At 74.3% G+C, this 26,688-nt stretch carries 28 protein-coding genes; 17 read left to right on the top strand and 11 right to left on the bottom strand.

Features of this window, described 5'->3' with window-relative positions; translation table 11 throughout:
• Positions 1–2 precede the first annotated feature (2 nt).
• Positions 3–572, bottom strand: a complete 570-nt coding sequence (locus AC067J_RS30225; RefSeq protein WP_478304506.1) for an AAA family ATPase — start codon at positions 570–572, stop codon at positions 3–5.
• 351 nt (positions 573–923) lie between these two features.
• Here AC067J_RS30225 and AC067J_RS30220 point away from each other — a divergent pair, with 351 nt between their 5' ends.
• The 4 genes from AC067J_RS30220 (at position 924) to AC067J_RS30205 (ending at position 4,418) form a co-directional block, all read left to right on the top strand.
• Positions 924–1,295 (top strand): YciI family protein, encoded by a 372-nt coding sequence (locus tag AC067J_RS30220; protein ID WP_478304504.1) that lies wholly within the window; start codon positions 924–926, stop codon positions 1,293–1,295.
• Positions 1,292–2,566: an RNA polymerase sigma factor gene (locus AC067J_RS30215; protein WP_478304503.1), complete on the top strand. Its 1,275-nt coding sequence runs from the start codon at positions 1,292–1,294 to the stop codon at positions 2,564–2,566. The genes AC067J_RS30220 and AC067J_RS30215 overlap by 4 nt, the downstream gene beginning before the upstream one ends.
• 98 nt (positions 2,567–2,664) lie before the next feature.
• Positions 2,665–3,507, top strand: coding sequence for a hypothetical protein (locus tag AC067J_RS30210; protein WP_478304501.1), 843 nt, complete (start codon positions 2,665–2,667; stop codon positions 3,505–3,507).
• 275 nt (positions 3,508–3,782) lie between these two features.
• Positions 3,783–4,418: a hypothetical protein gene (locus AC067J_RS30205; RefSeq protein WP_478304499.1), complete on the top strand. Its 636-nt coding sequence runs from the start codon at positions 3,783–3,785 to the stop codon at positions 4,416–4,418.
• A 68-nt stretch (positions 4,419–4,486) separates the two neighbouring features.
• Here the strand turns inward: AC067J_RS30205 and AC067J_RS30200 are convergent, their stop codons facing one another.
• Complete coding sequence (locus tag AC067J_RS30200) at positions 4,487–4,693, bottom strand: DUF397 domain-containing protein (RefSeq protein WP_478304498.1); 207 nt, start codon at positions 4,691–4,693, stop codon at positions 4,487–4,489.
• Complete coding sequence (locus AC067J_RS30195; RefSeq protein ID WP_478304496.1) at positions 4,690–5,556, bottom strand: helix-turn-helix domain-containing protein; 867 nt, start codon at positions 5,554–5,556, stop codon at positions 4,690–4,692. The genes AC067J_RS30200 and AC067J_RS30195 overlap by 4 nt, the downstream gene beginning before the upstream one ends.
• A 126-nt stretch (positions 5,557–5,682) precedes the next feature.
• Between AC067J_RS30195 and AC067J_RS30190 the strand changes: the two genes are divergently transcribed.
• From AC067J_RS30190 to AC067J_RS30175, 4 genes are all read left to right on the top strand, one after another.
• On the top strand, positions 5,683–5,901 hold the full coding sequence (locus AC067J_RS30190) for a hypothetical protein (RefSeq protein ID WP_478304494.1): 219 nt from the start codon (positions 5,683–5,685) through the stop codon (positions 5,899–5,901).
• Entirely contained in the window at positions 5,898–6,116 is a 219-nt protein-coding gene (locus AC067J_RS30185) for a hypothetical protein (protein ID WP_478304492.1), read from the top strand. The genes AC067J_RS30190 and AC067J_RS30185 overlap by 4 nt, the downstream gene beginning before the upstream one ends.
• A 136-nt stretch (positions 6,117–6,252) precedes the next feature.
• Entirely contained in the window at positions 6,253–6,741 is a 489-nt protein-coding gene (locus AC067J_RS30180; RefSeq protein WP_478304491.1) for an NUDIX domain-containing protein, read from the top strand.
• Between the two features lie 603 nt (positions 6,742–7,344).
• Positions 7,345–7,944, top strand: a complete 600-nt coding sequence (locus AC067J_RS30175) for a dihydrofolate reductase family protein (RefSeq protein ID WP_478304489.1) — start codon at positions 7,345–7,347, stop codon at positions 7,942–7,944.
• A gap of 114 nt (positions 7,945–8,058) precedes the next feature.
• On the opposite strand, the gene AC067J_RS30170 is transcribed toward AC067J_RS30175, so the two are convergent.
• Entirely contained in the window at positions 8,059–8,592 is a 534-nt protein-coding gene (locus tag AC067J_RS30170) for a hypothetical protein (protein WP_478304488.1), read from the bottom strand.
• Between the two features lie 362 nt (positions 8,593–8,954).
• On the opposite strand from AC067J_RS30170, the gene AC067J_RS30165 reads away from it, so the two are divergent.
• Entirely contained in the window at positions 8,955–10,262 is a 1,308-nt protein-coding gene (locus AC067J_RS30165) for a sensor histidine kinase (protein WP_478304486.1), read from the top strand.
• A gap of 123 nt (positions 10,263–10,385) precedes the next feature.
• On the opposite strand, the gene AC067J_RS30160 is transcribed toward AC067J_RS30165, so the two are convergent.
• A complete protein-coding gene (locus tag AC067J_RS30160) occupies positions 10,386–11,240 on the bottom strand; it encodes an arylamine N-acetyltransferase family protein (RefSeq protein ID WP_478304484.1) in 855 nt (284 codons plus the stop codon).
• A 248-nt stretch (positions 11,241–11,488) separates the two neighbouring features.
• Here AC067J_RS30160 and AC067J_RS30155 point away from each other — a divergent pair, with 248 nt between their 5' ends.
• The 6 genes from AC067J_RS30155 to AC067J_RS30130 all read left to right on the top strand — a co-directional run bounded on the left by AC067J_RS30155 (position 11,489) and on the right by AC067J_RS30130 (position 17,963).
• Positions 11,489–12,004, top strand: a complete 516-nt coding sequence (locus tag AC067J_RS30155) for a hypothetical protein (protein WP_478304482.1) — start codon at positions 11,489–11,491, stop codon at positions 12,002–12,004.
• A complete protein-coding gene (locus tag AC067J_RS30150) occupies positions 11,991–12,935 on the top strand; it encodes a class F sortase (RefSeq protein WP_478304480.1) in 945 nt (314 codons plus the stop codon). The genes AC067J_RS30155 and AC067J_RS30150 overlap by 14 nt, the downstream gene beginning before the upstream one ends.
• A gap of 338 nt (positions 12,936–13,273) precedes the next feature.
• The gene (locus AC067J_RS30145) at positions 13,274–14,194 is read left to right on the top strand and encodes a hypothetical protein (protein ID WP_478304479.1); all 921 of its coding nucleotides are present in this window, start codon (positions 13,274–13,276) and stop codon (positions 14,192–14,194) included.
• 71 nt (positions 14,195–14,265) lie between these two features.
• On the top strand, positions 14,266–15,018 hold the full coding sequence (locus tag AC067J_RS30140; protein ID WP_478304620.1) for a response regulator: 753 nt from the start codon (positions 14,266–14,268) through the stop codon (positions 15,016–15,018).
• The gene (locus AC067J_RS30135; protein WP_478304477.1) at positions 15,015–16,286 is read left to right on the top strand and encodes a sensor histidine kinase; all 1,272 of its coding nucleotides are present in this window, start codon (positions 15,015–15,017) and stop codon (positions 16,284–16,286) included. Before AC067J_RS30140 ends, AC067J_RS30135 begins: the two co-directional genes overlap by 4 nt.
• Positions 16,287–16,559: 273 nt before the next feature.
• Positions 16,560–17,963 (top strand): hypothetical protein, encoded by a 1,404-nt coding sequence (locus tag AC067J_RS30130; RefSeq protein ID WP_478304475.1) that lies wholly within the window; start codon positions 16,560–16,562, stop codon positions 17,961–17,963.
• A gap of 100 nt (positions 17,964–18,063) precedes the next feature.
• Here AC067J_RS30130 and AC067J_RS30125 read toward each other — a convergent pair whose 3' ends face one another.
• Positions 18,064–19,338 (bottom strand): FAD-dependent monooxygenase, encoded by a 1,275-nt coding sequence (locus tag AC067J_RS30125; RefSeq protein WP_478304473.1) that lies wholly within the window; start codon positions 19,336–19,338, stop codon positions 18,064–18,066.
• A 106-nt stretch (positions 19,339–19,444) separates the two neighbouring features.
• Here AC067J_RS30125 and AC067J_RS30120 point away from each other — a divergent pair, with 106 nt between their 5' ends.
• The gene (locus AC067J_RS30120; protein ID WP_478304472.1) at positions 19,445–20,047 is read left to right on the top strand and encodes a TetR/AcrR family transcriptional regulator; all 603 of its coding nucleotides are present in this window, start codon (positions 19,445–19,447) and stop codon (positions 20,045–20,047) included.
• Positions 20,048–20,110: 63 nt separating this feature from the next.
• Here AC067J_RS30120 and AC067J_RS30115 read toward each other — a convergent pair whose 3' ends face one another.
• Positions 20,111–20,716 (bottom strand): TetR family transcriptional regulator, encoded by a 606-nt coding sequence (locus AC067J_RS30115; RefSeq protein ID WP_478304471.1) that lies wholly within the window; start codon positions 20,714–20,716, stop codon positions 20,111–20,113.
• 115 nt (positions 20,717–20,831) lie between these two features.
• Between AC067J_RS30115 and AC067J_RS30110 the strand changes: the two genes are divergently transcribed.
• A complete protein-coding gene (locus AC067J_RS30110) occupies positions 20,832–21,950 on the top strand; it encodes an oxidoreductase (RefSeq protein ID WP_478304470.1) in 1,119 nt (372 codons plus the stop codon).
• 84 nt (positions 21,951–22,034) lie between these two features.
• Here AC067J_RS30110 and AC067J_RS30105 read toward each other — a convergent pair whose 3' ends face one another.
• The 4 genes from AC067J_RS30105 to cobO form a co-directional block, all read right to left on the bottom strand.
• A complete protein-coding gene (locus AC067J_RS30105) occupies positions 22,035–22,511 on the bottom strand; it encodes an OsmC family protein (protein WP_478304468.1) in 477 nt (158 codons plus the stop codon).
• Between the two features lie 433 nt (positions 22,512–22,944).
• Positions 22,945–24,423 carry a M6 family metalloprotease domain-containing protein gene (locus AC067J_RS30100; protein WP_478304466.1) on the bottom strand — a complete coding sequence of 493 codons (1,479 nt, stop codon included), beginning with the start codon at positions 24,421–24,423 and terminating at the stop codon, positions 22,945–22,947.
• Between the two features lie 205 nt (positions 24,424–24,628).
• Positions 24,629–26,062, bottom strand: a complete 1,434-nt coding sequence (locus AC067J_RS30095; RefSeq protein ID WP_478304465.1) for a cobyrinate a,c-diamide synthase — start codon at positions 26,060–26,062, stop codon at positions 24,629–24,631.
• Positions 26,063–26,078: 16 nt separating this feature from the next.
• Positions 26,079–26,684: a cob(I)yrinic acid a,c-diamide adenosyltransferase gene (gene cobO / locus AC067J_RS30090; RefSeq protein ID WP_327681878.1), complete on the bottom strand. Its 606-nt coding sequence runs from the start codon at positions 26,682–26,684 to the stop codon at positions 26,079–26,081.
• Positions 26,685–26,688 lie beyond the last annotated feature (4 nt).

Below are 26,688 nucleotides of genomic sequence, written 5' to 3'. Positions count from 1 at the left end.
CGTCAGGAGTCGTGTGCGGCGGCCTGCCGTTCGGCGACGGCCGACCAGACCTGGCGCGCCAGCGCGTCCGGGTCCAGTGAGCCGTCGACGACGAGGTGGCAGGTGCGCCGCGCCGGTTCGATGTGGCGCTCGTGTGCGTCGCGCCGGTGGGCCAGGTAGTTGCGGAGCAGGATCTCGACGGGGAAGCCGTCCCGGACGCACTTGCGCTGGATCTTGCGCGCGAGCCGGAGGTCGGCCGGCAGGTCGACGAAGACGTCGAGTCGGTTGCCCGCCGTCCGGGGTGCCACCCGGTGGGCGAACAGGCCGTCGACGATGACGACGGCCGCGGCCGCGAGGGCGGTGTCCGTGTCGCGGGCGAGGCGTTCGGCGTCGATCGACCGGGGGTCGCCGACGTCCAGGCGCGGGATCCCGGACTCGTCGGGCTCCCAGACGCCGCGGTCCTGCGCGGTGACGTAGTAGTCGTCACCGTGCAGCACCTCGACCGGAGCGGCGGCGACGGCGGCGGTGGCGGCCAGGGCGGCGGCGAGGGTGGTCTTCCCCGCGCCGGCCCCTCCCGTCAGGGTGAGAAGCATCCGATCCCTTCCGGCCGCGCTCGGGCGACGAACTGACGATGCTTCATGGTGCCACGAGCGCAGCCGTGTTCGGGGTGTGCGGACGGCGCCGGGGTCGCCCCGGTGTCGCCCGGCAGCGCCCGCGCGACGATCAGCATCAGCGGGCCGGTCGCGAAGGCGGCCACGACCGACAGCACCGCGAACGCCGCGCCGCCGGCGTCAGCAGGTCGGGGGCTTCTCGACGCCGGTCCGGGGTGCGGAGGCGGGAGAATTCTGCGAGTTCTCCGGCGGAGGACGTCAAGACGGCGTCGGCGGCTCCGACCACCCGGTCGACGGGCCCCGCCGGGGCCCGCGAACCGCAGGGAGCACGCGATGAAGTTCCTGATCAGCATGCACATCAACCCGGCCGTGATGGACGCGCTCACCGACGAGGAGAAGGCGGCGATCGGCGCCGGTCACGGCAGGTTCATCGAGGAGTTGAAGGAGTCCGGTGAGCTGATCACCACGCAGGCGCTCGTCGATCCGTCGCAGGCGGCCGTGGTGTCGGTGCGCAACGGGCAGCCGGTGGTGACCGACGGGCCGTTCCTGGAGGCCAAGGAGCACCTGGGCGGCTTCTACCTCGTGGACTGCGAGGACAGGGCCCGGGCGATCGAGCTGGCGGCGCGGATCCCGGACGCCGCGCTCGACGGCTTCGGCATCGAGGTGCGGCAGGTGATGTTCGCCGACGGACACTTGGAGGCATGACGGCACCCGACTTCGAGGACCTGCTGCGCGAACTCGCGCCGCAGGTCCTCGGCACCCTCGTCCGCAGGTACGGCCGGTTCGAGGGGTGCGAGGACGCGGTGCAGGAGGCCGTGCTCGCCGCCACCCTGCAGTGGCCGGCCGAGGGCCTGCCGGACAGCCCCCGCGGCTGGCTGGTCACGGTCGCCCACCGGCGGCTCGTCGACCAGCTGCGCAGCGACCGGGCGCGCCGCGAGCGGGAGTGGGCGACGGCCGCCGAGGCGGTGCCCGGGGTCGTGCCCGAGGCGGTGCCGGACACCGACGACACCCTCGTCCTGCTGTTCCTGTGCTGCCATCCGGCGCTGACCGACGCCTCGCAGACGGCCCTGACGCTGCGGGCGGTCGGCGGCCTGACGACGGCCGAGATCGCCCGCGCGTTCCTGGTGCCGGAGGGCACCATGGCGGCCAGGATCAGCCGGGCCAAGCAGCGGATCAGGGCCGCCGGCAGTTCGTTCGCCCTGCCGGACGGTGCGGAGCGCGAGGAGCGGCTGAGGGTCGTGCTGCACGTGCTCTACCTGATCTTCAACGAGGGCTACACCGCCTCCTCGGGCAGCGAGTTGCACCGCGCCGACCTCGCGCGCGAGGCGATCCGGCTGACCAGGACGGTGCACGCGCAACTGCCGGGGGACGGCGAGGTGACCGGGCTGCTCGCGCTGATGCTGCTGACCCACGCCCGCCGGGAGGCGCGGACGACGCCGGGCGGTGACCTGGTGCCGCTGGACGAGCAGGACCGGACGGCGTGGGACCGCGCCCTGATCGACGAGGGCACCGCGCTGGTCAAGGCCGCGCTGGCCGGTCCGGTGCTGGGGCCGTACCAGCTGCAGGCGGCGATAGCGGCCACGCACGCCGACGCCGCGAAGGCGGAGGAGACGGACTGGCGGCAGGTGCACGCCCTGTACCTGATCCTGGAGCGGATCGCGCCCAACCCGGTGGTCACCCTGAACCGGGCGGTCGCGCTCGCCGAGACCGAGGGCCCGTCGGCGGGGCTGGCCCTGCTGGCCGCCCTGGACGGCGACGCGCGGATGGCCGGGCACCACCGGCTGCTGTCCGTGCGGGCGCACCTGCTGGAGCGGGCCGGCGACGCGGCGGGCGCGTACGAGCAGTACCGGCGCGCGGCGAGGGCGACCGCGAGCCTCGCCGAGCAGCGCCACCTGGAGTCCCGGGCCGCCCGGGTGCGGCCGCCGGCCCGGGAGGGCGCTCTCCGAGGCACCCTGGTGCCGCCGGAACGACTCTGACAGCATCTCAGCCGAGATGAACGGACAGTAGGCGAATGGTTCATCTCGGCTGCATCAACGTAGTCGTCGTAGAGCGTCGAGAAGATCTGAGGCCGACCATGAAGACCTTACGCAACAACGTCCCGAATCTGGTGACGGCCGTGCTGTTGCTGCTGGGCCTGATGACCGCCGCGACCGCGCAGGCGCAGGCGGCCCCGCAGAAGCTCGCCGGAAGCGCGACCGTATGCTCCAACTCGCCGATTCCCACAGGGTGGGTCATCACGAGCTCGTACAGCAGCAGCGGCTGTCCGGGTACCGGCGTCGCGTACACCATCGCCGACACGACCGGGCTGACCTACGCCACGGTGTGCTCCATGTCGCCGATCCCGGCGGGCTGGGCCGTGACGAGTTCGTACAGCAGCGGCGGGTGCATCGGCACCGGGTACGCCTACTCGATCGCCAATCTCGCCAACCAGAAGAACGCCACCGTGTGTTCGTTCTCGCCGATTCCGGCGGGCTGGGTGATCACGAGCTCGTACAGCAGCGGTGGGTGCGCGGGGACGGGCTATGCGTACTCGCTGGCCAACACCGCGGGCCAGAGCTACGCCACGGTGTGCTCGATGTCGCCGATTCCGGCGGGCTGGGTGATCACGAGCTCGTACAGCAGCGGCGGGTGCGCGGGCACCGGCTACGCGTACTCGCTGGCCAACACCGCCAACCTGACCAACGCCACGGTGTGCTCGATGTCGCCGATCCCGGCGGGCTGGGTGATCACGAGCTCGTACAGCAGCGGTGGCTGCGCCGGCACCGGCTACGCCTACACCATCGCCAAGCTCACCACGCAGACCTACGCCACCGTGTGCTCGTTCTCCCCGATCCCGGCGGGGTGGGTCGTCTCCGGGTCCACCAGCACCAGCGGTTGCGCCGGCAGCGGCATCGCCTACAACATCCGCAGGGTCTGACCGTCCGCCGCCTCTGACCGCGCACCGTCGACGTCCTGCGCCGAGCTGACGGCCCGCACCACGTGGTGCGGGCCGTCACCCTCTTCCGGATTCCGGGGTCCGCCGCTCGGAAGGTGCGGAAATGCGGGAGACAGGTGCTCGGGGCGCGGGGTAGAAAGGCCGCGTCCTCCGGAAGGGACCGGGGGCGGGAGCGTCGGAGGACGAATGCGGGCTGCGCGGTGAAGTTGAGGACCACGGTCCACCGGGTCAGGACGGGCCGGGGGGAGTACCGGGTGGTGTCCGTCAGCCCGCGGGAGGGCCGGGCCGCGCTGTACGAGAGCCGGTTCACGATGGAGATGTACGTCGACCGCGCGGGGGCCGGGGTCCTGGCCACGGCCTGGGCGCTGGCCGCACGCTCGCGGCGCTCGCTGGTCCACCTGCCGCTGCGGACCTGGGCCCGCGGACCGGCCGGGATGTCGGAGTGGGTGCACAACGGGCTCGGACTGGACCTCGTCCTGCTCCAGCGCGACCTGGGCTTCCCGCCCTCGCGGTGGAAGGAGGTCCGGGCCCGGCTGGGAGCGGGGGCGCCGCACACCGTCGACATCCCGGAGACGGACTTCCCGGCGGAGGACGGGATCGACTACGCGAGCCACCGGCACGCCGGGTGGCGGGACGGGCTGCGTTTCGCCCTCACCGCAAGGACGTTGTTCGTCTCGGGTACCGCCGAGGCGTTCCGCTGGTCGGGATCGCGGGTCAGGTCGTTCAGCACCGAGGCGCCCTCGGCGGCGGCCGGGTACTCGGCGGGCGTCCACTACTGCGTCGAGCTGGACCACGAGCCCGGTCAGGGCCGGGGCAAGGGGTTCTGGACGCCGGCGAAGACGGATCCCGGCATGCTCCACATCGAGTACGCCCCCGGCTGGCACACGGCCTGACGGCCTGACGGGGCGACGGCGACGGCCCCGACCGGTCACGCAGGTCGGGGCCGACGGGGGAGCGGGCGTCAGACGGTGCCGAACTCGCCGTCCTGGACGGCGGCGACGAAGGAGTGCCACGCGTCGGCGGGGAAGACGAGGGCCGGTCCCTGGGGATCCTTGGAGTCGCGCACGGGAACGGCGCCGGGGAAGCTCGCGGAGACCTCCACACATTGACCGCCGTTGTTGGAGTACGACGACTTGAACCAGGTCGCGCTGGACAGCTCGGGGTTCATGGGGCTAGCTCCTTTCGAGCCTTGTGGATCAGTGCCAGGGAAGCCGACTTGGGCAGGGCCTCCACCACCAGCTGATCGTACTCCCTCTCCCACGCCGTGACCGTTTCGCGAGCTCGTTCGAGGTAGCCGCGTGCATGTGATTCGGCGTAGCCGACAACCGATCCGTCCGGAAGGTCAAGCAGGGTCACTGGCATTGTGAACGGGAGGTTCTCTCCCAGGGCGAAAGGAGCCACCTGGATGGTGATATTCGGCCGGGAAGCCAGCTCCGCAATACGGTCGAGCTGCTTGAGCATGACGGTCCGTCCGCCGATCGGCCGCACCAGGCAGTCTTCGTCCAGAACCACGTGGATCAGCGGAGGGGTCTTCCTCTCCAGCACCCGCTGACGGGCCGCCACGAACTCGACCCGCTGCTCTGCCTCGGACTGCGTGATCGCACCGCGCTGGACGGCTGCGAACGCCAGGGCTTCGGCGTACTCCGGCACCTGGAACAGCCCCGTGACGATGGTCAGTGCGAACTCCCGCAGACGGCGGCACTTCGCCTCGGCGTCGGCGAACTCGGGGAAGCCCTCCAGCAGACTCGCCTTGGAGTGGCGGCACCACAACTCATAGAAGGTGCCGCCGGTTTCGAACACCTCATCGGCTTTAACCGCGAATTTAGAGGTTACTGCCTTCTTCGCTCGTTCTACGTACGAGACCATGGCGTTGGAGTAGCCCATTCGCCGCCCCAGCTCGGTCTGCGACCATCGCATGGCCCGCCTCGACCTGCGGAGTTCTATGCCGAAGCGGATGAGTGGAGTTGAAATTGCGTCAAGGTCGATGTGGTTCATGAGCATTGCCACCAGATAACCCGTCGGAACGGTCAAGGTTAGACCCTGGTCATCGTAAGCACAGTCGGGCCACCATGGCTACACCCCGTGAGAGATCCGGGACCCTGCGCTACCAATGGAGCCAACATGCCCAGCTGCCGCCGTATGCCCGTTTACACTCCCGTGGTTGGCGAGGTGGTGCGCGACCTCGGCCACCGGGCGCCGGCCGGTGGGACCGTCGAAGGGGTCTACATGGACACCCTCAACGGCCTCGCCTACCTCCGCCACGAGGCCGGCGGCTGCGAGTGGACCACCAAGCCCGAACACGTCCAGGCCCTGCCCGAGCCCCGCTACCTCACCGTCCAGCAGCCCAGTCGCCCGCGCGCCAACGACGCGGCGTGAACCGGGCGTTCAAGCTGGTCGCCACCGCCGTCGGCGTCCCCGCGCTCAGTGCCCTCGCCGCCGCCCTCGTCTGCTGGCCGATCCATGACGGCCCTCTCGGACCCCAGTTGCTGATCTTCGGCCTCATCCTCGCCACCGGCATCAGCGCCGGACTCCCCGCCTGCTTCGCCTGGCTCTCGCCCGACCGGTGGGACGGCCCCGACACCACCCCCTGAACTCCCGCGTGCCGGTGTGGTGCGCCACGCGGGAATCCCCGGCCCGGCGTACGCCCCCCAGCGCGAGCCGGGCCGGGACCACCCCACCCACCGAGCCTCAAGCCCCAGTCTCCAAGCCCCGATCCAGGAGCCCGCCTTGCTGAGCCAGCTGCCCGACATCCTGACGAACCCGCCCCGCCGCCGCCTCGACCACCAGGCCCTCGTCCTCAACCGCGACGGCGCCGTCCTCCTCGTCGCCACCGCCTACACCTCCGGCCTCCACCTCCCCGGCGGCAGCGCCGAGCGCAACGAGCTCCCGCACCTCGCCGCGCGCCGTCACACCGAGAGCGACACGGGCCTCGTCCTGTCCCTGCGCTCCGTGCTCGTCACCGACTACACCGAAGCCGCGCTCCTGCCCGAGGGCATCACCTTCGTCCACTGGGGCGGCCGCCTCACCTCGGCGCAGGAGGCCGTCGTCGCCCGCCACCGTCCGCCCCACACCGTCGCCGGTATCCACTGGCTCCACCGCGCCCAACTCCCCGACGCCATGGCCCCCGACCAGTGCCGCCGCGCCACCCAGGCCCTCGACGCCCTCGCCAGAGGCGCCCACCTCCCCTTCCTCCTCCGCGGCACCCCCGCCGACTGACACCGGACAGACCCTCAGGCCGTGGTGCGCAGCAGGACGGTGCAGCCAGTGCGGCGGGGGCTGTCGGCCGGGGCTGGTCACCTGGTCTCCGGACTTTGACCGGCTCCGCTGTCACGCTTCCCGCACCACATCGGATGTCCACCCGCGGGGGTCGGTGGGAAGTACTGTCGGCCCTGCGAACCCATGCGGTCGGAGCGCCGGGCGGTTTCGTTCGGATCGCCGACCGGAGCAGAGGAGGATGCCCGCAACGCGGAGGCCGGCGAGGTGGACGGTTGCGGTCTTCTCGTAGCGGGTGGCGATGCCTCGGCCGGTTGCAGGTGCGCCCTGCCGGTTGGCCTTCTCCGGCGGGCGGACCCGTCGCGGCCCGGTCCGGAACTCGAAGGCGATCGCGTAGGTCACCCAGGAGTGGTCGCGCCACCGGCCACCGCGCCTCGGCGTCCGGTCCGGCAGCAACGGCTCAATCCGTGCCCACCGCGCGTCAGTCAACGGCGCGCCAGGGCAGCGAGCGGCATGGTCCGGACGAAACCGCCCGGCCGGCTGGTCGCGCCCAGTTCATGATCATAAAATGGCCTGACCAAATGTCAGCCATTCAGGAGTTCACTCGTGCGCAAGCTCGTGTACTTCATCGCCGCCACCTTGGACGGCCACATCGCCGCCCCTGACGGCGGCGACCCGACCGGCCCGGACGGCTTCTGGCCGGTCAGCCCGGACTACCTGGAGCAGTTGGTCACCGAGTATCCGGAGACACTCCCCGGTCTGGCCCGTACCGCCCTGTCCGTCACCGCCGAGGGCACCCACTTCGACACCGTGCTCGAAGGCCGCCACACCTACGAGATCGGGGTCAAGGCCGGCATCGACGACGCCTACCCGCACCTCAGGCACGTGGTGTTCTCCCGCAGCCTGACCTCCGTGCCCGGCGCCGCCGTCGAGCTGGTCGGAACCGACCCGGTCGAGAAGGTCCGCGAACTCAAGCAGGAGGACGGCAAGGACATCTGGCTCTGCGGCGGCGGCGAACTGGCGGGCCTGCTGTACCCCGAGATCGACCGGCTGATCGTCAAGCTGTCCCCGCTCACCACCGGCGCCGGGATCCGGCTGCTCGGCCGTGACACCGGCTTCGACGTCCGGCGGTGGGAGCTGACCGCCCACACCGTCCTGCCGAGTGGCGTCCTCTTCCTCACCTATGACCGGCCCACCGCTGCGTGACGTGCCCCGCGGTCGACGGCGACCCGCTTGACGCTGGTCCTCGGCCCGTCACTCCGGACGGAGTGGCGGGCACCGTGCGGCTCGGCGCGCCGCCGTGAGCCGACCGCTGATTCGTCAGTCGTCGGCTTCGGCGTGCTCCTTGAGGAAGGCGCCCGCGTGGGCCGCGGCCTCCTCGGTGGTCGCGTACCGGGTGCCGTCCTCGGCCGCGCCCGGCGTGCCGTCGGCTCCCGTGCCGGTCCACCGCCAGCCGCCGGACGGATCCTGGACCAACTCGGCGGTTCCCCCGAAGAGTTCGAGGGTGCCCGGGGGTGCGGTGGTGGGTGTCGGGCGGCTGACGGCCTCGGGCCACTTCTTGCGGGCGCCCTGCCGGGTGATGCCCCAGACGGCGCCCAGCTGCTCGTAGCTCGCGCCGTACGAGCCGGCGGTCGCCGCCGCGTGGGCCGTCAGCCGCTTGACCTCCGCGTCCACCACCTTCCAGGCGGCGAGGACGGAGAGGGGTACGTCGACGGGCTCCGCCGCCGCCCACATGCGCTCCGGGGGGAGTCCGGTCTCCCGGGCACGGATGGCCGTGGCCAGCGGGTTCAGCGCGTCGTACAGGGCCTTGACGAGTTCGACCTGCTCTTCGGGCGTGATCTCGGGTGGCGTCATGCGACAACCATAGTTCACGGCGGCGTCGATGGAAACAAAAGTTACCGATGGAAATCTGGTTGTCACCCGCATCTCCACTGCCTCCGGTCTCAGGCCCGGCCCTCCCAGCCCGCGGCCCGCGGTCCGCTGCGCGCGGCGCCCGAGGGCGGGCCAGGCCCCGAAGACCGGCAGCGTCATGACAGCGGACGATTCGGCCCGAGGCCCCCGGTCCGCCCCCGGCCCGCGGGCGGGACCCTGCTCCCGGTCACGATCCCCTCCCCGAGGCTGGACCGGACCGGCAGCCGCCCTTGCCGGCGCTGCCGCACCGGACGGCTGTGCGAGTCTGTCCCGTGGCCGGGAGGCCGGACGCAAGGGGAACAGACATGGCCAGCAGCCGACAGACCGGACCGGACGACGCAGCGGAGTCGCCGCACATCGGCGACGCCGAGCCGCCGTGGTCCCGCAACGACGCACTCGTGACCGCCGGGGCCTGCGGGCTGAACCTGCTCAGCTACGCGTTCTTCCACGCCCCCGACGAGCCGCACGAGGTGAGCGTCGTCGGATTCGCCCTCGTCGCGCTGGCGGCGATGCCCCTGCTCGTCCGGCGCCGGTACCCGGTGGCGGCGCTCGCCGGCGTGCTGGTGCTCGACGCGGCGGCGTCCCTGGCGCTGTCGCTGCCCGTCCACTTCGGCGCCGTCCTGGTGGTCGCGCTGTACTCGGCGGCGAGGGCGTGTTCCGGCCGGGTGACGGCGGCCGCTGCCGTCGCGACCGCGTCGCTGACGCTGCTGAGCCAGAGCGGCGGCGGGGTCCCGTCCTGGGGAGAGGCCGTCAGCCCGCCCCTCTCCACCCTGATCGTGGTCGGCGCCGCCCTGGCGGTCAACCGCTGGCAGCAGGAGGTGGCGGCCAACCGCCGGCTCCTCGCCGACCGTGCCGTGGCCGAGGAACGGCGCCGCATCGCACGGGAGTTGCACGACATCGTTGCGCACCACATCACCACCATGCAGCTGATGGCCGGGGGAGCCCGGGCCAACATCGGCAGGCCGGAGGTGGTCCGGGAGGCCCTCGTCACGCTGGAGTCCTCCGGGCGGCTCGCGCTGCGCGAGATGCGCCAGCTCCTCGACGTGCTGCGGGCCGACGACGAACCGGAGGCCACCCCCTCGCTGCCCCAACCCGGCGTCGAGGACCTCGGCCGCCTGGTGGACGAGTCCCGCCTCGCCGGACTGCCGACCGAGTTCACCGTCCGAGGGCCGGAGCGCCCGCTGCCGCCGACCGCCGGCCTCACGGTGTTCCGGATCGTGCAGGAGGCCCTCACCAACGCCCGCAAGTACGCGGGGAACGCCAGGGCGTTCGTCCGGCTGACGTACCGGCAGGACCGGGTCACCGTCGAGGTGTGGGACGACGGCGGGGGCGCACCGCCGCGGACGGAGGCTCCGGCGGCCGGCTCCGGCGGCTCCGGTGGATACGGGCTGATCGGTATGCGCGAGCGCGTCGCCCTGCACGGCGGCACCCTCGCCGTCGGCCCGCAGGCCGGTGGGGGGTTCGCCGTGCTGGCCGAACTGCCGCTGGCGGCGGTCGAGCCGGTCGAAGCGGTCGAGGCAGCAGAGGCGGGCGAGCCGGTCGGGCCGGTGGAGACGGCTGGGCCGGTCGGGCCGACCGGGCCGGCCGTCCGGGGGGACGCTGCGCGCCTGTGACCGGGAGCCGTCCCCGGCCCGGCCGTCCCCGTACCCGTACCCGCGGAGCAGGAAGTCGGACTGGCCGACTTCCTGCTCCGCGGGTACACCGCTCGCGACCGCGGACCGGGACGCCGCGCCGCCTCAGCGCTGGGCGCGGACGTCCTCCGGCGGGGCGATGCCGAACTCGGACTCCAGCAGGTCCCTGATCCCGTCCGTGCCGTCGACCTCCTCTACGGTGGTCGTCCCGTCCGGCCCGGTCCGGGTGAGGGTCGTCGCGTCGAGGCTCAGGTGGCCCGTGGCGAGCGTGCGCTGGACGAACAGGCGGCGGAACGGCGAGCGCGGGTGGGTCGCCACGTGCCAGTTGGCGATCCCGATGTCGACGGCGGGGGCGCGGTCCAGCGTGAAGGAGACCAACTCCTCCCAGCCGTCGGCCGTGTCACCCGCCGCAGCCGCAGCCGCAGCCGCAGCCGCCGCGTCCGTCCGGGCCTGGAGCACCCAGACCGGCGCGGGGCCGTCCGCCTCCTCCAGGACCAGGCGGTTGAACCGCCCGAGGCCCTCCCGCACCAGGCCGGGGATCATCGGCAGCGGCTCCAGCAGGGAACGGGCGGAGCCGAAACCCACGTCGACCAGGTGACGGCCGCTCTCGCCCGGCACCCGGACCGCCAGCACCATGTGGGTCCGCGGGCGTACCTCCCCGGGGCGTGCGCCGAGCCGGACCCGGCCGGTCAGCCGGGTGACCTCGAAGCCCGACTGCTCCAGGACGGCGGCGAACAGGGTGTTGTGCTCGAAGCAGTAACCGCCGCGGGAGCCTTCGACGAGTTTGGCCTGCAGGTCGGCGAGGTCCAGGGACGGGACCGTGCCGACGACCACGTCGATGTTCTCGAACGGGATGCCGAGGACGTGCGCGTGGTGCAGGGACCGGAGGGTCGCGACGGTGGGCGCCTGCTCCCCGTCCCATCCGATGCGTGCGAAGTACTTCTCCAGATCTACGGTCATAGGGCCACGGTACGGACCGGGCCGGGCCCCCGGCTTCCGCCTCCGGTAGCGATCTTGGTGGACCCCGCGACCTAGGACCTGCCCACCCGCCCGCCGGACCTACGGGCCGGTCCCCGAACGGCCGTTACACAGACGATGGACGGCCGTGACACGACCGGCCGGGGACCGCGACACGGCCCTCCTACCGTCACTCGGGACGCACCGGCCGCACCGGCCGGGACCCGCGTCATGACGAAGGAGAGAACCGCATGACCAGCCGTATCCGCCGGTCCCCCGCCCGCCGCGTGCTCGCCGTCTGCGCCATGACCGGGGCCGCCCTGCTGGCCTCCGTCTCCGGCGGGCAGGCGTGGGCCGACGGCGCCCCGGCCCCGGCCCCGGCCACGCCCACCGCGGTCGCCCCGGCGGCCCCGGGTGCTCCGGCCACGCCGACCGCCGTCCCCTCGGCGAAGGCCGGCTCCGGCGGGCCGGCCGTCGCCCCGGCCACGCCCACCGCCGTCCCCTCGGCGAAGCCGGGTGAGGACCGTCCGGCCGTCGCCCCGGCCACCCCGCCCCACCCGGCCCCGGCTCCGGCCAAGGAAGGGGCCCCGGCCGGCGGCGCGCCGCAGGTCCGCGAGGTGCCGAAGGGCGCCGCCCAGGCCGGTGACGGGTCCGGCTCGACCGGCTCCTCCGGCCTCATGCTGGCCGGCGGCGGCACCGTCGCGGCCGTCGGCGCCGCCGCACTGGGCTTCGCCGTCCTGCGCCGCCGGTCCGGTGCGCGCGGCTGACCACGGCCCCGGGCCCTCCGGGCGTCCCGTCGTCCCCGCTCCCGACACGACTGTTCGGGGCGGGGACGACGGGGCCCCGTCCCGGAGCGGGTGGCCCGGGGTCGACGAAGCGGCCGACGGCGGCCGGCACGCCGACCGGGCCGCCGCCCGTCACCGCGGACGCGGCCGCAGCCACGGCGGACACCGCCGCGCCCGGACCGACGGGCCCGGTGCGGCCGGGCTCCGCCGGACCGCCTTCGGCGCGGCGGGCCTGATCTGCGTGGTCCTCGGCACCTCCATCGCGTTCAACAGCACCCGCACCCCGGTGGTGCGGGTGGAGACCTCGGCCCGCGAGGCCACCGGCCCGGCGGCCGGCTCCGGGAGCGCCGGGACCCTCGGGACCGGGACCGCCACCGGGGCGGCGGCCACCTCCCCGGCCGCCGCCCCGGGCACCTCCTCGTCCGCCGCGCCCCGGAAGCCCTTCACGGCGTCCGCGCCGACCCGCCTCGTCGTTCCGGCGGCGGGCGTCGACGCCCCGGTGACCGGTCTCGGCCTGAACCCGGACGGGACGGTCGAGGTGCCGGCGGCCGACCGGGCCGACGAGACCGGCTGGTACCGCAACGGACCGACACCGGGGGAGACCGGCCCGGCCGTCCTGATCGGGCACTACGACACCGCGCACGGCCCGGCGGTCTTCCACGGCCTGCCGAAGCTGCGGCCCGGCGACCTGATCCAGGTGCGGCGGGAGGACGGCAGCACGGTGGACTTCCGGGTCCGTTCGATGCGCCAGGCCGCCAAGGACCGGTTCCCGACGGAGGAGGTCTACGGCGACACGGCGGCCCCCGAGCTGCGGTTGATCACCTGCGGCGGCCGGATCGGCGCGGACGGCCACTGGACGGACAACATCATCGTCATGGCGGACCTGGCCGACCCGGCGGGTCCCGCCGGCTGACGGCGCCGTCCGGGACGCCGGTGGCACCCGCGACAATGATCACCACGACGGACCGGGACGGCCGGAACGACCGGCACACCCGGCACGACCGGCAGGACCGGGACGACCGGGACGCCGGCAGTCGTCGGTACCCCGCCCGGCGGCCCGCGAGCCGCCGGGCGGAACCGCCGACCGCCGTCGCGGCGACCTACCACCGGGGACGAACCGGCGCGTCGCCGCAGACCGGAGCAGGCCGCCGCCGACCGGAGCAGACCGCCACCGACCGGCGCCGACCGCCGCAGACCGCACGAGACAAGACCGGACCGGACCGGACCGGACCAGGAGGACGAGAACCGACCGTGGCAGCACCTCCTCCACCCCGTCGCGGCCGGTCCGGCGCCGCACCACGGGCGGCCCTGGCCGCCCTCCTCGCCGTTCTCGCACTCACCCTGCCGGTCGGCTGCGCCGCCCCCGGCGGCCTGCGCGACCACGGCGCGGCCCAGCCGGTGACGCCGCCCCCGGTGCCGCAGCCGCTCTGGCCCGGCCTGGCCACCGTGCCGCCGCCGACCGCGCCCGCGGCCGGCACGGGCCAGGCCTCGGAGCCGCCGCCCCAGCCCGTCCCGGGCGTCACCGCCCCCGGGCAGGACATCACCGCCGTCGACGTCCACGGCCTGCTCGCGAAGGACCCCGGGGTGAGCCAGGACGAGCGGCGGGCCCTCGACGCCTGTCCGGCCTGCGAGCTCCGCAGCCCCGAGTACCGCGACCTCACCGGCGACGGACGCCCCGAGCTGATCCTCGCCGTCGGCACGGCGGGCACCGCCGGACCGGTCGTCCTGCACGTCTACACCCTGACCGCCGACGGCCTCGTGCCCGTCCTGAGGGTGCAGGCGTTGGCGAGGTTCAGCGCGGAGACCGTCGGTACGGACCTGCGGCTGCACGAGTCGACCAGCGTGTGGGTCCGGACCACCAGCCACTACCGCTGGGACGGTGTCCGTCTCGGCCTGGTGGAACAGACGAGCCAGGACCTCGGTCCCGTGCCGCCCAAGCAGCCCACCCCGGAACCGGAGGCGCCCCCGACCCCGACGAAGGGGCCGGTCGTCAAGCCGCCCGTGACGCCCTCCGCCCCGGGCCCGGCCCCCGCGGCGCCCACCCCGACCGCGCGGCCCACGGCGGACTCCGGTGCGGCGGTCTCCCCGCGCGCCGGTGCCTCGCAGGCCGCCCCGCCGCCCGCCCAGCCCGTCCGTCCGACCACCGCGGCTCCCCCGGAGGCCAAGCCTTGACCCGCGCAGCGCCCACCCACCCGCACATCCTGATCGTCGAGGACGACGAGGTGATCCGGGAGGCGACCCGGATGGCCCTGGAGCGCTACGGCTTCACCGTCTCCACGGCCGCGGACGGCCTGGAGGGGCTGGAGGTGTTCCAGGCCGTCCGCCCCGACCTGCTGCTGCTGGACGTGATGCTGCCGCTGCTCGACGGCGTCGGCCTCTGCCGGCGGATCCGCGAGGAGAGCCAGCTGCCGATCCTGATGATGTCGGCGCGCACCGACCCGGTGGACGTGGTGTCCGGCCTGGAGGCGGGCGCGGACGACTACGTGGTCAAGCCGTTCGAGAGTGCCGTGCTGGTGGCGCGGATCCGTACCGTGCTGCGCCGGATCCGGGTCGTCCCGGCGGCGGAGGCCCCGGTCGCAGAAGCCCCGGCGACGGAGGCCCCGGCGGCGCCCCTCACCGGGTCCCCTGCCCTCCCCGCCGCCGCCCCCGTCCCCGCGCCCGCCGCCGTGCCCGCCGCCCCCGTCGCCGCGCCGTCGCCGAGGGCGGTCGTCCGCAGCTTCGACGGCATGGAGGTGGACACCGACTCCATGGAGGTCCGGGTGAACGGCCGACTGGTCCCGCTGACCCCGACCGAACTGCGGCTGCTGCTGGAGTTCACCGCCGCGCCCGGCATCGTGCTGGAGCGGTCGAGCCTGCTGGAGCGGGTGTGGGACTACGAGTGGGGCGCCGACACCCGCGTGGTCGACGTCCACGTGCAGCGGCTGCGCGCCAAGATCGGCGGCGGGCGGATCGAGACGGTCCGCGGTTTCGGCTACAAGTTCCGGCGTCCCGAATGACACTGCGCCGCCAGATCGCGACCGCCGTCGCCGCCATCTCCGTGCTGGTCGCGGTGGCGGTCGGGCTGCTGGTCCACCAGGCGATGGTCCGCCAGCACGTCGACCAGGCCCGCCGTTCGGCGCTCACCGCGCTCGACTCGGCCCTCGCGTCCTACAAGCGGGGCGAGGCGGTCGGGGGCGGCACCGCGCTGGACGACCCCGCGATGCCGGACCGGCTGCGCACCCTCGCGGCGTCCGGGCGGCACGGCTCGCTGCTGGCGACCGGACCGCGGGGCGGCGAGGAGATGTGGGCGGCGGGCGGCGTCCACGACGGGGTGCTCTCCGTCCGGGTCGACTTCACGCAGGACCGGGAGGCGATCGCCGACCTGGACCGGATCATCCTGATCGCCGTCGTCGCCTCGGTCTTCACGACGGTGCTGGTCGGGGTGCTGGTCGCGGACCGGATCAGCCGGCGGCTGCGGACGGCGGCGACGGCCGCCCGGGGGATCGCCGCCGGGCGCACGGACACCCGGATCGGCGAACTGGTCGACGGCCGGGACGAGGTCGCCGACCTCGCGGCGGCCGTCGACCTGATGTCCCGGGCCCTGCACCGCCGGCTGGAGGACGAGCAGCGGTTCACCGCCGACGTCGCCCACGAACTGCGGACCCCGCTGACCGGGCTGGTCACCGCGGCCGAACTGCTGCCGCCCGGCCGCCCCACCCAGCTGGTGCAGAACCGGGTGCAGGCACTGCGCTCGCTGGTCGAGGACCTGCTGGAGGTGTCCCGGCTGGACGCCGACGCCGAGACGCCGGACCTCGCGGCCGTGCCGCTGGAACGGGCGGTGCGCCGCACCGTCACGCTCACCGGCCTGGACGTGGCGGTCGAGCTGAGCGACACGGCGGCCGCCGCGTCGGTGCGCACCGACCTGCGCCGGCTGGACCGCATCCTGGGCAACCTGCTCGTCAACGCCGACCGGCACGGCGGCGGCACGGTCCGGCTGCACGTCGACGACGCGCGGATCACCGTCCGGGACCACGGCCCGGGCTTCCCGGACGAACTGCTCCGGGACGGGCCCCAGCGCTTCCGCACCAGCGTGCGCGAGCGGGGGAAGGGGCACGGCCTCGGCCTGACCATCGCCCGGGGCCACGCCCGGGTGATCGGCGCGGAGCTGACCTTCGCCAACCACCCCGACGGCGGCGCGGTCGCCACCCTCCTGCTGCCGCCCGCGGCGACACCCGGCGGCACGGGCGACGCCGGGCGCGGCACGGCGGAGCCGGAGGGGGCCTGAGCCCGCGCGCCCGGGCCGTCGGGTGCGGGCAGGGCCCGACCGCCCCGGAACGGGCCGGAGAAAAAATTCTCTGTACCCCCTGCAACCACTCCGGGCCCCATGCGTCTGTATGGATGTGAGGCCGGAAGGGCGGCCCTCCGCAAGGCGGGGGCGTGCCGCTCGTGGGCGAATCAGTCCACGGGGGTCGGTCGAGCGACTCATCCACCAGTGACGTGCGGGCGCGCCGACGCATTCCTCGGCATGCCCGCAGACCGTGTGTTCCAGGGGGGAACCATGTCCAGCACCACCACCAGCACCACCAGCACCACCCGGGTCCGGCGTTCGCGCCGCACCCTGTCCGCCGCTGCCGCCGTCGGTGCCGCCGCCCTCGTCGGCTCGCTCGCGCTCCCGGCACAGGCCGCGCACGCCGAGAGCCCCGCGTACGTCAAGGCCGCCGAGCTGTCCGTCCAGGCTCCGGCGGTCATCGGGTTCGCGGGGCAGCCGGTGACGTTCACCGAGACCCTCACCAACACCGGCGAGGAGACCACCGCCTTCAAGATCCGCCTCTCCCTGACGAGCGGGGTGGGCACGCCGGCGAACTCCATCACGATCGACTACAAGGACCCTGCGAGCGGCGCCTGGAAGTCGGTTCCGCTGGAGTACTACGGCACGGACGGCGGCGTCTCCCACGAGGGGATGGTGGAGGGCATCGTCGTGCCGGTCGGCAAGACGGTCAAGGTCGCCATGCGCATCGGCGCCCCCATGGGCCGGCCGCACGACGGCGCGAGCAACGGCGGCTTCGACTCCGTCAAGCTGCGGTCCGTCGTGGGCTGGGGGGCTTCGGGGGTCAAGCTGGCCGAGCAGACCAGCACGATCAAGGTCGCCTCCATCGACACCTCGCTCGCCCGCGTGCCGGGCACCGCGGTGGCGGGCGGCGCCCCGATCGAGTTCGACGCGGTCCTGTCCAACCCCACGCCGTCCGGCTACGTCAACCTCGGCAACGTGCTCTTCGTCGACGATCACGCCACCGTGCAGGTGCGCAAGGCGGACGGGACGTGGACCACGCTGAAGAAGGTGGCCGGCGGCGAGCCGACCGACACGCGCGGGGTCTACCTGCAGGGCCGGGACTCCAGCATCGGTGCCAAGAAGACCACGGTCACCAGGGTGCGCATCTCGTACGACAAGAACACGCCGCTGGGCACGACGAAGATCAACCCGTGCGTCTTCGTCAACGAGCCCGCCAATGCCCCGTTCCGCGGGACGACCCACTGCGTGAAGGGGGCCACCGTCAAGATCGTCGCCCCGGGCACGGGTTCGTCCGGCGCCGGGACCGCCAAGCCCGCCACCCCGGCACCGACCAAGGCGCCGACGAAGGCACCCGCCAAGCCCGCCACCCCGGCCCCCGGCAAGGAGGCCCCTGGCAAGGAGGCCCCCGGCAAGGAGGTCGTGGGCAAGGAGGTCGTGGGCAAGGACGTCTCGGTGAAGAGCCCGGCCCCGGTTGCGGCGCCGACCGTCTCCGCCGCTCCCTCCGCGGGCGCCGGTGCGCCGGCGGCCACCGCTCCGTCCGCGCCCGTCACCGGCGAACTCGCCTCCACCGGCGCCGGGTCCACCGTGTTCCCGGCCACCGTCGCCGCGGTCCTCGCCGGCCTCGGCGCCGGTGCGCTGCTCCTCGCCCGCCGTCTGCGCCGCCGGTCCTGACGCGTCGGCGCAACCAGTGCCCGCCCGGCCGCCGACCGGGCGGGCACTGCTCGTCGGCGGGCCTGTCCCCGGGTCCGTCCCCGGGTTCCGTCCGCGTGTGTCAGGCGGTGGTCAGGGCCGGGGGCCGCCAGTCGTAGACCGGGGCGGCGCGGCGGAGCACGGCGCGGTCGGGGAGGAGGCCGGCGGCGGTCAGGGCGAGGTCGCGGGCCAGGACGGCGAACGGCGAGCGCCGGGCGACCAGCGCGCCGATGCCGCGCGAGCCGTCGACGACGGCGGTGGCGCGGGGGAGGCGGGCGGCGGTGTAGGCGGGGAGTCCGGCGGCGGGGTCGCCGCCGGGCCGGACGCCTGCGGCGAGGACCACCGCGTCCTCGACGGCCTGGCAGGCGCCCTGGCCCTGGAACGGGCACATGGCGTGGGCGGCGTCGCCGAGCAGGGCGACGCGGCCGCGGTGGTAGGCGGGCAGCGGGTCGGCGATCTCCCAGACGTCGTGGCGGAGCACCTCGGCCGGGTCGGCGGAGGCGAGCAGCTCCGGGATAGGTGCGCACCAGTCGCCGTAGCGGCGCAGGAGTTCGGCGCGCTCGTCGCCGTCGGCGGCCCGGCCGCCGGCCGGGGCGAGCGCGGCGCCGTAGACGTAGACCCGGCCGTCGGCGAGCGGGACGACGCCGGCGAGCCGGCCGCGGCCCCAGACCTCGCCGGCGGCGAACGGCGGGCGCGGGGGCTCGGCGACGACGGTCCGCCAGGTGGTGAAGCCGGAGTAGCGCGGGCCCGGGTGGTGGGGGAAGAGCAGGGCGCGGGTGGCGGAGCGGATGCCGTCGGCGCCGACGACCAGCTCGGCGGGGTGCTCCCCGTCGGCGGTGCGGACGAGGGCGGGCCGGTCGGCGGCGCCGGGGTCGACGAGTTCGGCGCGTGAGCCGGTGCGGACGGTGCCGGCGGGCAGGGCGTCGACGAGGGCGTCGATGACGGCGGCGCGGGCGACGGCGATCAGCTTGTCGCCGAAGACGGCCTCGACGGCGTCGGTGCCGGTGCGGGCGAGCCAGCGGCCGGAGGGGCGGCGCACGCCGACGGCGGGGTGCGGGGCGGCGAGGGCGCGGAGGCGGTCGGCGACGCCGAGCCGGTCGAGGGCGCGCAGGGCGTTCGGGGCGAGGGTGACGCCGGCGCCGACGGGTTCGAGCGAGGCGGCGCGTTCGTGGACGGTCACGGCGACGCCCCGGTGGTGGAGGGCGAGGGCGGCGGCGAGTCCGCCGATTCCGCCGCCGATCACGACGGCGCGCGGCCCGGCGGGCGCCTCGGCTCGTGACTCGGTGTGCGCCTCGTCCTGCGGCTCGGTGTTCGGCTCGGTGTTCGGCTCGTTGCGCGGCGCTGCGTCCCGGTCCATGGGGATCCCCTCTCGAACTACACCTGTAGTTTCGGCGTCGCGCACCACCGTACTACAGCTGTAGTTTGATTGGGTGCAGGCGTCGAAACCCGCGATGATCGGGGCCATGACCAGCCCCGCCCCAGCCCCCGCGCCCCAGCGGCAGACCCTGATCGCCGACACCGCCGTCGCCCTGATCGCCGAACGCGGCCTGCGCGGGCTGACCCATCGCGCGGTCGACGAGGCGGCCGGCCTGCCGACCGGCTCCACCTCCAACCTCGCCCGCACCCGGGCGGCCCTGCTGGAGCTGGCGATCACCCGGATCGCGGAGCTGGAGTCGCCGGGCTTCCTGGCCGCGGCGGCCGAGGTGCCGGGCTCCGGTCCGCGCGAGCTGCTCGTCCGGGTCGCGGCCGACGCCGTCCACCAAGCGCTCACCGCCGGACGCGCCCTCACCGTGGCCCGCTTCGAACTGGCCCTGGAGGCCACCCGGCGCCCGGAACTGCGGGCCGTCTACGACCGGTTGGGCGCGGGCTTCACCGACTTCGCGGCCACCGTGCTGACCCGCTGCGGCTCCCGGGCCCCCGAGGCGGACGCCCGCCGGCTGGTCCGCTGGACCGAGGGCGTGCTCTTCGGTGCGACGGCCGGCAGCGGGCACGGCCACGTCCCCGAACCGGCCGAGCTGCGCGAGGAGTTGACGGCCTACCTCGCAGCCCTGCTCGACAGGGAGTAGCGGGCGCGGAGGGGCGGGTGGGCGGCGCGGAGCAGCCGGGGATCGGGGTCGGGGCCGGGGCCGTCAGACCGTGTCGAGTGCCGGGGCGAGGACGGCGAAGGCCTGCTCGGTCAGCGCGGTCGGATCCGCCGTCCCGTCGCTCTCGCTCCAGCGCTCCAGCACCGCACTGAAGGCGGTGAGCGCCATGCCGGCGGCGAGCCGCGGGTAGAGGTCGGTACGGGCGTCGAGCCCCAGTCGGTCCGCCAGCTCCTCCGTCAGTTCGTCGCGCCACTGCGCCTGGTGCCCCAGGAAGCGGGCGTTCAGCGGTGGCGTGCGCAGGATCAGCTGCACGATCCGCAGTGGCCGGTCCCCGTGGTCGCCGCAGGCGGCGAGCGGGGCGCGGACGGCCTCGCGCAGTGCCGCCGAGGGCCGTTCGTCGGCCGGCCGGGCCGCCAGCCCCGCGCGGATGCCGGTGCCGAGCTCCGCCAGGAACTGCACCACCACGTCCTCCTTGGACGCGAAGTAGCGGAAGAACGTCCGCTTGGACACGCCGGCGGTGGCCGCGATCTCGTCCACGGTGACCGCGTCGAACCCCTGGGTCGTCAGCAGCTGGAACGCGGCCTCGGTGAGCTCGTCCACGACGAGCTGCCGCTTGCGCTGGGCCAGGCTGACTGCGGGTGCGGAGCTCATGCGGCGATGGTATGCCATGTCGCCGACGGCACCAAGGGGTGTCATGGCACTTGGGATCTCTATGACATCAAGGGGCATCTTGACACCGAGTGACACAGGCGCCAGCATGTGGCGCATGACAGTGGAACCGGAACGGCAGCCGGAGTCAGGGCCGGAGCGGCCGACGCCCCGGCGGCAGGGGCACGGACAGGGGCAGGGGCGGCGGGGGCGGACGCGGTGGGGGAGCGGTGACATCCCGGACCAGACCGGTCGGGTCTTCGTGGTCACCGGAGCCAACAGCGGTCTCGGGCTGGCGACCACCAGGGCGCTGGTCCGTCGGGGCGGGCACGTCGTCCTCGCCGTGCGCGACGAGGAGAAGGGGCGCCGGGCGGCGGCCGACATCGTCGCCGCACTCCTCCCCGACACCGCCTGGTCCGCCGCCCCCGCAGGCCCGACCCCCGCAGGCCCGACCCCCGCAGGCCCCGCCCCCGCAGCTCCCGCCGCCGAGAGCCTGGCGGCGCGCCTGGAGGTCCGCCGGCTGGACCTGGCCGACCTGGACTCCGTCCGCGCCTTCGCCGAACGGCTGCGCGCCGACCACCCGCGGCTGGACGCGCTCGTCAACAACGCGGGCGTGATGGCCCCGCCCCGGACGCTCAGCCCGCAGGGCCACGAGCTCCAGTTCGCCGCCAACCACCTCGGCCACTTCGCGCTCACCGGGCTGCTGCTCGACGCGCTCGCGGCCGCGCCCGATCCGCGCGTGGTCACCGTCAGCTCGGTCAACCACCGCAAGGGGCGCATCCGCTTCGACGACCTCACCGGTGCGCGCGACTACGCCCCGATGGCGTTCTACGACCGGTCGAAGTTCGCCAACGCCGTCCACGGCCACGAGCTGCACCGGCGGCTGACCGCCGCCGGCAGCCCGGTGCGCAGCCTGCTCGCCCACCCCGGCTACGCCGCGACCGGCCTCCAGACCGCGGCACCGACCGGCCTGGTCCGCCTGCTCTTCGGCCGCGTCCTCCGGCCGCTCGCCCAGACGGCGGACGACGGCGCGCTGCCGCAGCTGTACGCGGCGACCGCCCCGGACGCGCGGGGCGGCGAGTTCATCGGACCGGACGGGCGCGGCGAACTGCGCGGCGCGCCGACCCGCGTGCCGCTCGCCCCGGCGGCGGCCGATCCGGGCACCGGCCGCCGACTCTGGGAGGTGTCGGAGGAGCTGACCGGCGTGCGGTACGGGCTGCCGGCCGCACCGTCCTGACGGCCCTGACCGTCCTGACGGTTCCGACGGTCCTGAGAGCCCCGGCCCCCGACCGGCGGTTCCCGCCGCCCGCCGGGCGGGTCGTCAGGCGGGCTGCGCCACCGTCACCACGGGCTCGTGGCGGACCGGGAAGTTCACCGAAGAGGCGATGAAGCAGGCCCGGTGCGCGTCGGCGTGCAGGGCGAGCGCCCGCTCCGTCATCCCCGCTTCGGTGACCTCGACCTGAGGGTGCAGCACCGCCTCGGTGAAGTGGCCGCCCTCGGCGGTCTCGGCCATCGTGCCGGTCGGGCGGTCGGTGTACGAGGTGACCACGACGCCGTTCACCGCGCACAGGTGCAGGTACCAGAGCAGGTGGCACTGGGAGATCGAGGCGAGGAGGAGCTGTTCGGGGTTCCACCGGGTCGGGTCGCCGCGGAAGGCGGGGTCGGAGGAGCCGGGGATGGCCGGGCGGCCCTCCGCCGCGACCTCGTGGTCCCGGCGGTACGAGCGGTAGTCGCTGGTGCCGGTGCCCTGGTTGCCGGTCCAGGTGATCTCGGTGGTGTAGGTGTGCAGCTTGGCCATCGGGTGCCTCTCCGCGCGGGGCCGGTGGGGGAGTTCGGACACCCAGTCAACAGCAGCCGCCGACGGTCCGGTTCACCCGGGCCGCAGCCGAACCCCCGCCCGGCGCGCACCCCACCTCCCGCACCCCACCCCCCCGCGCACCCCACCCCCCCGCGCACCCCACCTCCCGCGCCCCACCCCCCGGGCACCCCCGCTGTGCACGCGGAGCCGGGGCCCGGCGGGCCGTGTTTCGCCGGGCCCCGGCCGTGGTCGCCGCCACTGCCCGGTCCGGCCTCACCCGCGCCGGGGCGGCCCCGGCGGAGCCACCGTCGGAGCCGCGTCGGGCGCGTCGGGCGGGGCGGCGGTCACCTGCGCTGCGGTCCTTCGGGTCCGTGCCCGGAGGCCGGGGGCCGGCCCCCGGGGCGCACGTCCCGGAAACCTCGCGCAGGTGGTCTCATTCGATGGTGACGTCCACCTGCATCTCGCTCTCCCCGGGCGTGCCGGCGATGTCGAGGGTGACGCCGCTCCAGACGCCGTTGGGCTCGTTCAGCGGCGGCTTGGTGTGCTCTCCGATGCTGGTGTTGCCGTCCGACGGGTAGAGGTCGTCCGGGTCGCCGCGTTCGTCGGCCCCGAAGATCTTCGCGAGGTCGCGCTCGCCGTCGGCCTGCATGAGCTCGATGGCGAGGCGCCGTTCGTCGTTGACGTTGTCGATGGCCTCGTCCACCACGTAGGCGGCGATGCCCTCGTCGGGCAGGAACTCGTCCTGGCCGCTCCGGCGGCGGTACTCGACGACGATGTACTGGCTCTCGCTCATCCGCCCCGGGTCCGGGTTGCGGACGAACAGCGGGCTGCCGCCGTCGGCGACGGGCCTCATGGCGATGCCGCTGGTGGTGCTGTCGACCTGCTGCGGGCTGGTCCAGCCGTGGAACATCCGGAGCATGCTGTTCGGGAAGACCGGAGTGGTGCCCTTGTTGCCCCAGGAACCGCCCGCCATCAGGCAGTAGTTGCCGAGGCCGTTGGAGACGGTGGTCTCCACCCGGCCGGTGTCGTAGAAGTCCGCCCAGCGGGCGGCCAGGTGGCCCCACTCGTGGGCGCAGACGCCGACCTTGCAGTCCTCGGGGACGGTCAGGAAGGTCTGCACCCGCAGGTTCGGCGCGACCTCGACCCCGTTGGGGTCGGGCGGGTTCCACTTGAGGCTCCACAGGCTGGTCGGCTGCGCGAACTCCGGGAGTTCCTCGGCCCCGCGGCCCGCGTGGACGATGAACAGCGCGGTGACCAGGCCCTCGCCGAGGGCGTCGAGGCCGCCGGTGAAGTCGATGCCCTCCCTGAGCGCGATGTCCAGCGTGTCGGCGGCCATGCCCTGGGAGTTGCGGGGCGGCCTGCCGGTGCCGGACCGGTTGTCGGCGTAGAAGGAGATCGGGTGCGGCAGGCGGAACCAGCCGTGGACCTCGCCCACGATGTCGATGCCGTGCGAGTCGGGCCGCTCCGGGTCGAAGCCGCTGATCCGGTGGTAGTAGTCGCGCATCGAGCCGGTGGCGAAGGTGCCCGAGCTGAACAGCAGTCGCTCGAAGTGCTCGACGGTGTGGGAGGGGTCGTGCGGCTGGTCGGGGAAGTCGACCAGCAGGACCAGGGTGCGGACCGTGCCCTTGAGCTTCCTGGGCGGACGGGTGATCAGCTGGGCCCCGTCGCTGGGGCCCGGGCGGACGGCGCCGTCGTCGAGGCCGACGACGTTCTCGCCCCGGTGGTTGGCGCGCCAGACGAAGTAGTACTGCTCGAAGCTGACGCTGCTCGGCAGCCGCCGGCTCTCGATCAGGTCCAGGTAGTGGGCGCGGAGGGCGGCGAGGGCGTCGGGCGACATCGGCACCGGGCAGGGGTGGTGGTCGTCGAGGGGATGGTGGGGGCGGTGATGCAGCGGGGTTAAGGTGTGACGCATCGTGACGGCTCCTTAGAGCCTGTTCACCCCGCGGGGGCGTCTGCGGCGCCCCGCCGAGTGGGCGGTCGCCGGCAATCGGTCGGCTCGCCGAGGACGGTCGGGTCTGGCCGGTACCGGTCGCGAAACGGACGATATGTGGTTGTCTGTCCCTATTTTGACGCCGAGGACGGTGAAAGCACCAGGGTCGGAGGGGTACCGGTTCCGTTCAGTCCGCCCGGTACGCCGCCGCGGCCGCCGCGAACGAGGCGGCGAGCTGCGGGGATCCCGCCCAGTGCAGGTGCAGATACGAAGCGTGAACGTTTCCGGCCGCGAACCCCTCGGTGCGCGGGCCGGTCGGCAACCGCCAGCCCCAGGCGGGCCGTTCGCCGGCCCCGGGTTCGCAGACCGTCCGGTGGAACTCGTGCCCGCGCAGCCGGGTGCCGGTGGGCGCCAGCGGAGAGTCGTGCAGGGCCACCGCCTCCCGGTACCCGAGGGTCAGCCGCTCGGTCATCCGGGCCGAGGTGTCCAGTACGCCGCACATCGGCAGGCCGTCCAACTCCCGTCCGAGGTAAAGCAGTCCGGCGCACTCGGCGGAGACCGGACCGCCGGAGGTGGCGAACGCGGCGATCGCCGAACGGAGTTGCCCGTTCGCGCTGAGTTCCCGTACGTACAGCTCGGGGAACCCGCCGCCGATCACCAGGCCCGCCGTGCCCTCCGGCAGCCCGTCGGCGTGCAGCGGGTCGAACGGGACCACCTCGGCGCCGGCGGCGGTCAGCAGCTCCGCGTTCTCGGCGTACGAGAACGAGAAGGCGGCGCCGCCGGCCACCGCGATCCTGGGCGCCCCCGCGATCCTGGGTGCCCCCGCGATCCTGGGCGCCACCGCGGCACCCGGCGCCGGGGCGGCCCCGGCGCCCGCGAGCGAGGCGATCTCCGCGGCCGGGTCCCACGGTTCGGCGTCCAGCGGCGGCGCGGTCCGCGCCAGCGCCAGCACCGCGTCCAGGTCCACCGAGGCCGCGACCAGCTCACCCATGTCGGCGACCGCCCGCAGGGCCTCCGCCGAGCGCTCCACGGCCGGGATCAGGCCGAGGTGGCGGGACGGCGTGGCGACCGCCGCCGAGCGCCGGACCGAGCCCAGCACCGGCACGCCCGAGCCCTCCTCCAGGGCCTCGCGGAGCAGCAGCTCGTGCCGGTCCGAGGCGACCCGGTTGAGGATCACCCCGGCCAGCCGGACCTCCGGGTCCCAGGACGCGAAGCCGTGCACCAGCGCGGCCACCGACCGGGACTGCGAGGAGGCGTCCACCACCAGCACCACCGGTGCCCGCAGCAGCTTGGCGACGTGCGCGGTGGACGCCAGCTCGCCGCGCCCCGAGGCGCCGTCGTACAGGCCCATCACGCCCTCGACCACCGCCACGTCCGCCCCGGCCGCGCCGTGCAGGAAGAGCGGTGCGATCCGCTCCGGCCCGCACATGAACGCGTCCAGGTTGCGGCCCGGCCGGCCGGCGGCCAGCCCGTGGTAGCCCGGGTCGATGTAGTCCGGGCCCACCTTGTGCGGCGAGACGGCCAGCCCGCGCGCGGCGAGCGCCGCGATCAGGCCGGTGGCGACGGTGGTCTTGCCGGCGCCGGAGGACGGCGCCGCGACGACGAGACGGGGGATGTTCACGTTCAGGTCTTCCGGTCTACCACTCGATACCGCGCTGGCCCTTGCGGCCGGCGTCCATGGGGTGCTTGACCTTGGTCATCTCGGTGACCAGGTCGGCGAACTCGGTGAGCGCCTCGGGCGCGTACCGGCCGGTGACGACGACGTGCTGGCTGCCCGGACGGTCCTTCAGGACGGCCACCACCTCCTCCGGGTCGACCCAGCCCCAGTGCATCGGGTAGGTGAACTCGTCCAGCACGTAGAAGCGGTAGGTCTCGGCGGCGAGGTCGCGCTTGACCTGCTCCCAGCCCTCCTTGGCCGCCGCCTCGCTGTCCATCTCCATCTCGGAGGAGCGCTGGATCCAGGACCAGCCGGAGCCCATCTTGTGCCAGTCGACCGTGCCGCCCTCGCCGGAGGCGCCGAGCACGCGCAGCGCGTTCTCCTCGCCGACCTTCCACTTGGCGGACTTCACGAACTGGAACACCCCGACCGGCCAGCCCTGGTTCCAGGCGCGCAGCGCCATGCCGAAGGCCGCGGTGGACTTGCCCTTGCCGGGGCCGGTGTGCACGGCCGTGATCGGCATCGTGCGTCGCTGGCGGGTCGTCAGTCCGTCGTCGGGGACACTCTCGGGAACACCCTTGGGCATGTCG

The sequence above is a fragment of the Kitasatospora sp. NPDC042419 genome, assembly GCF_056437345.1.
The sequence above is the reverse complement of the archived record's forward strand: the minus strand, read 5'-3'. Positions and strand labels throughout refer to the sequence as shown.

Excerpts from the sequence above, each read along its gene's own strand:
- AC067J_RS30225 (WP_478304506.1), bottom strand. The coding sequence starts at position 572 with ATGCTTCTCACCCTGACGGGAGGGGCCGGCGCGGGGAAGACCACCCTC.
- AC067J_RS30220 (WP_478304504.1), top strand. The coding sequence starts at position 924 with ATGAAGTTCCTGATCAGCATGCACATCAACCCGGCCGTGATGGACGCG.
- AC067J_RS30215 (WP_478304503.1), top strand. The coding sequence starts at position 1,292 with ATGACGGCACCCGACTTCGAGGACCTGCTGCGCGAACTCGCGCCGCAG.
- AC067J_RS30210 (WP_478304501.1), top strand. The coding sequence starts at position 2,665 with ATGAAGACCTTACGCAACAACGTCCCGAATCTGGTGACGGCCGTGCTG.
- AC067J_RS30200 (WP_478304498.1), bottom strand. The coding sequence starts at position 4,693 with ATGAACCCCGAGCTGTCCAGCGCGACCTGGTTCAAGTCGTCGTACTCC.
- AC067J_RS30170 (WP_478304488.1), bottom strand. The coding sequence starts at position 8,592 with ATGACGCCACCCGAGATCACGCCCGAAGAGCAGGTCGAACTCGTCAAG.
- AC067J_RS30165 (WP_478304486.1), top strand. The coding sequence starts at position 8,955 with ATGGCCAGCAGCCGACAGACCGGACCGGACGACGCAGCGGAGTCGCCG.
- AC067J_RS30160 (WP_478304484.1), bottom strand. The coding sequence starts at position 11,240 with ATGACCGTAGATCTGGAGAAGTACTTCGCACGCATCGGATGGGACGGG.
- AC067J_RS30155 (WP_478304482.1), top strand. The coding sequence starts at position 11,489 with ATGACCAGCCGTATCCGCCGGTCCCCCGCCCGCCGCGTGCTCGCCGTC.
- AC067J_RS30140 (WP_478304620.1), top strand. The coding sequence starts at position 14,266 with ATGGCCCTGGAGCGCTACGGCTTCACCGTCTCCACGGCCGCGGACGGC.
- AC067J_RS30135 (WP_478304477.1), top strand. The coding sequence starts at position 15,015 with ATGACACTGCGCCGCCAGATCGCGACCGCCGTCGCCGCCATCTCCGTG.
- AC067J_RS30130 (WP_478304475.1), top strand. The coding sequence starts at position 16,560 with ATGTCCAGCACCACCACCAGCACCACCAGCACCACCCGGGTCCGGCGT.
- AC067J_RS30125 (WP_478304473.1), bottom strand. The coding sequence starts at position 19,338 with ATGGACCGGGACGCAGCGCCGCGCAACGAGCCGAACACCGAGCCGAAC.
- AC067J_RS30120 (WP_478304472.1), top strand. The coding sequence starts at position 19,445 with ATGACCAGCCCCGCCCCAGCCCCCGCGCCCCAGCGGCAGACCCTGATC.
- AC067J_RS30115 (WP_478304471.1), bottom strand. The coding sequence starts at position 20,716 with ATGAGCTCCGCACCCGCAGTCAGCCTGGCCCAGCGCAAGCGGCAGCTC.
- AC067J_RS30110 (WP_478304470.1), top strand. The coding sequence starts at position 20,832 with ATGACAGTGGAACCGGAACGGCAGCCGGAGTCAGGGCCGGAGCGGCCG.
- AC067J_RS30105 (WP_478304468.1), bottom strand. The coding sequence starts at position 22,511 with ATGGCCAAGCTGCACACCTACACCACCGAGATCACCTGGACCGGCAAC.
- AC067J_RS30100 (WP_478304466.1), bottom strand. The coding sequence starts at position 24,423 with ATGCGTCACACCTTAACCCCGCTGCATCACCGCCCCCACCATCCCCTC.
- cobO (WP_327681878.1), bottom strand. The coding sequence starts at position 26,684 with ATGCCCAAGGGTGTTCCCGAGAGTGTCCCCGACGACGGACTGACGACC.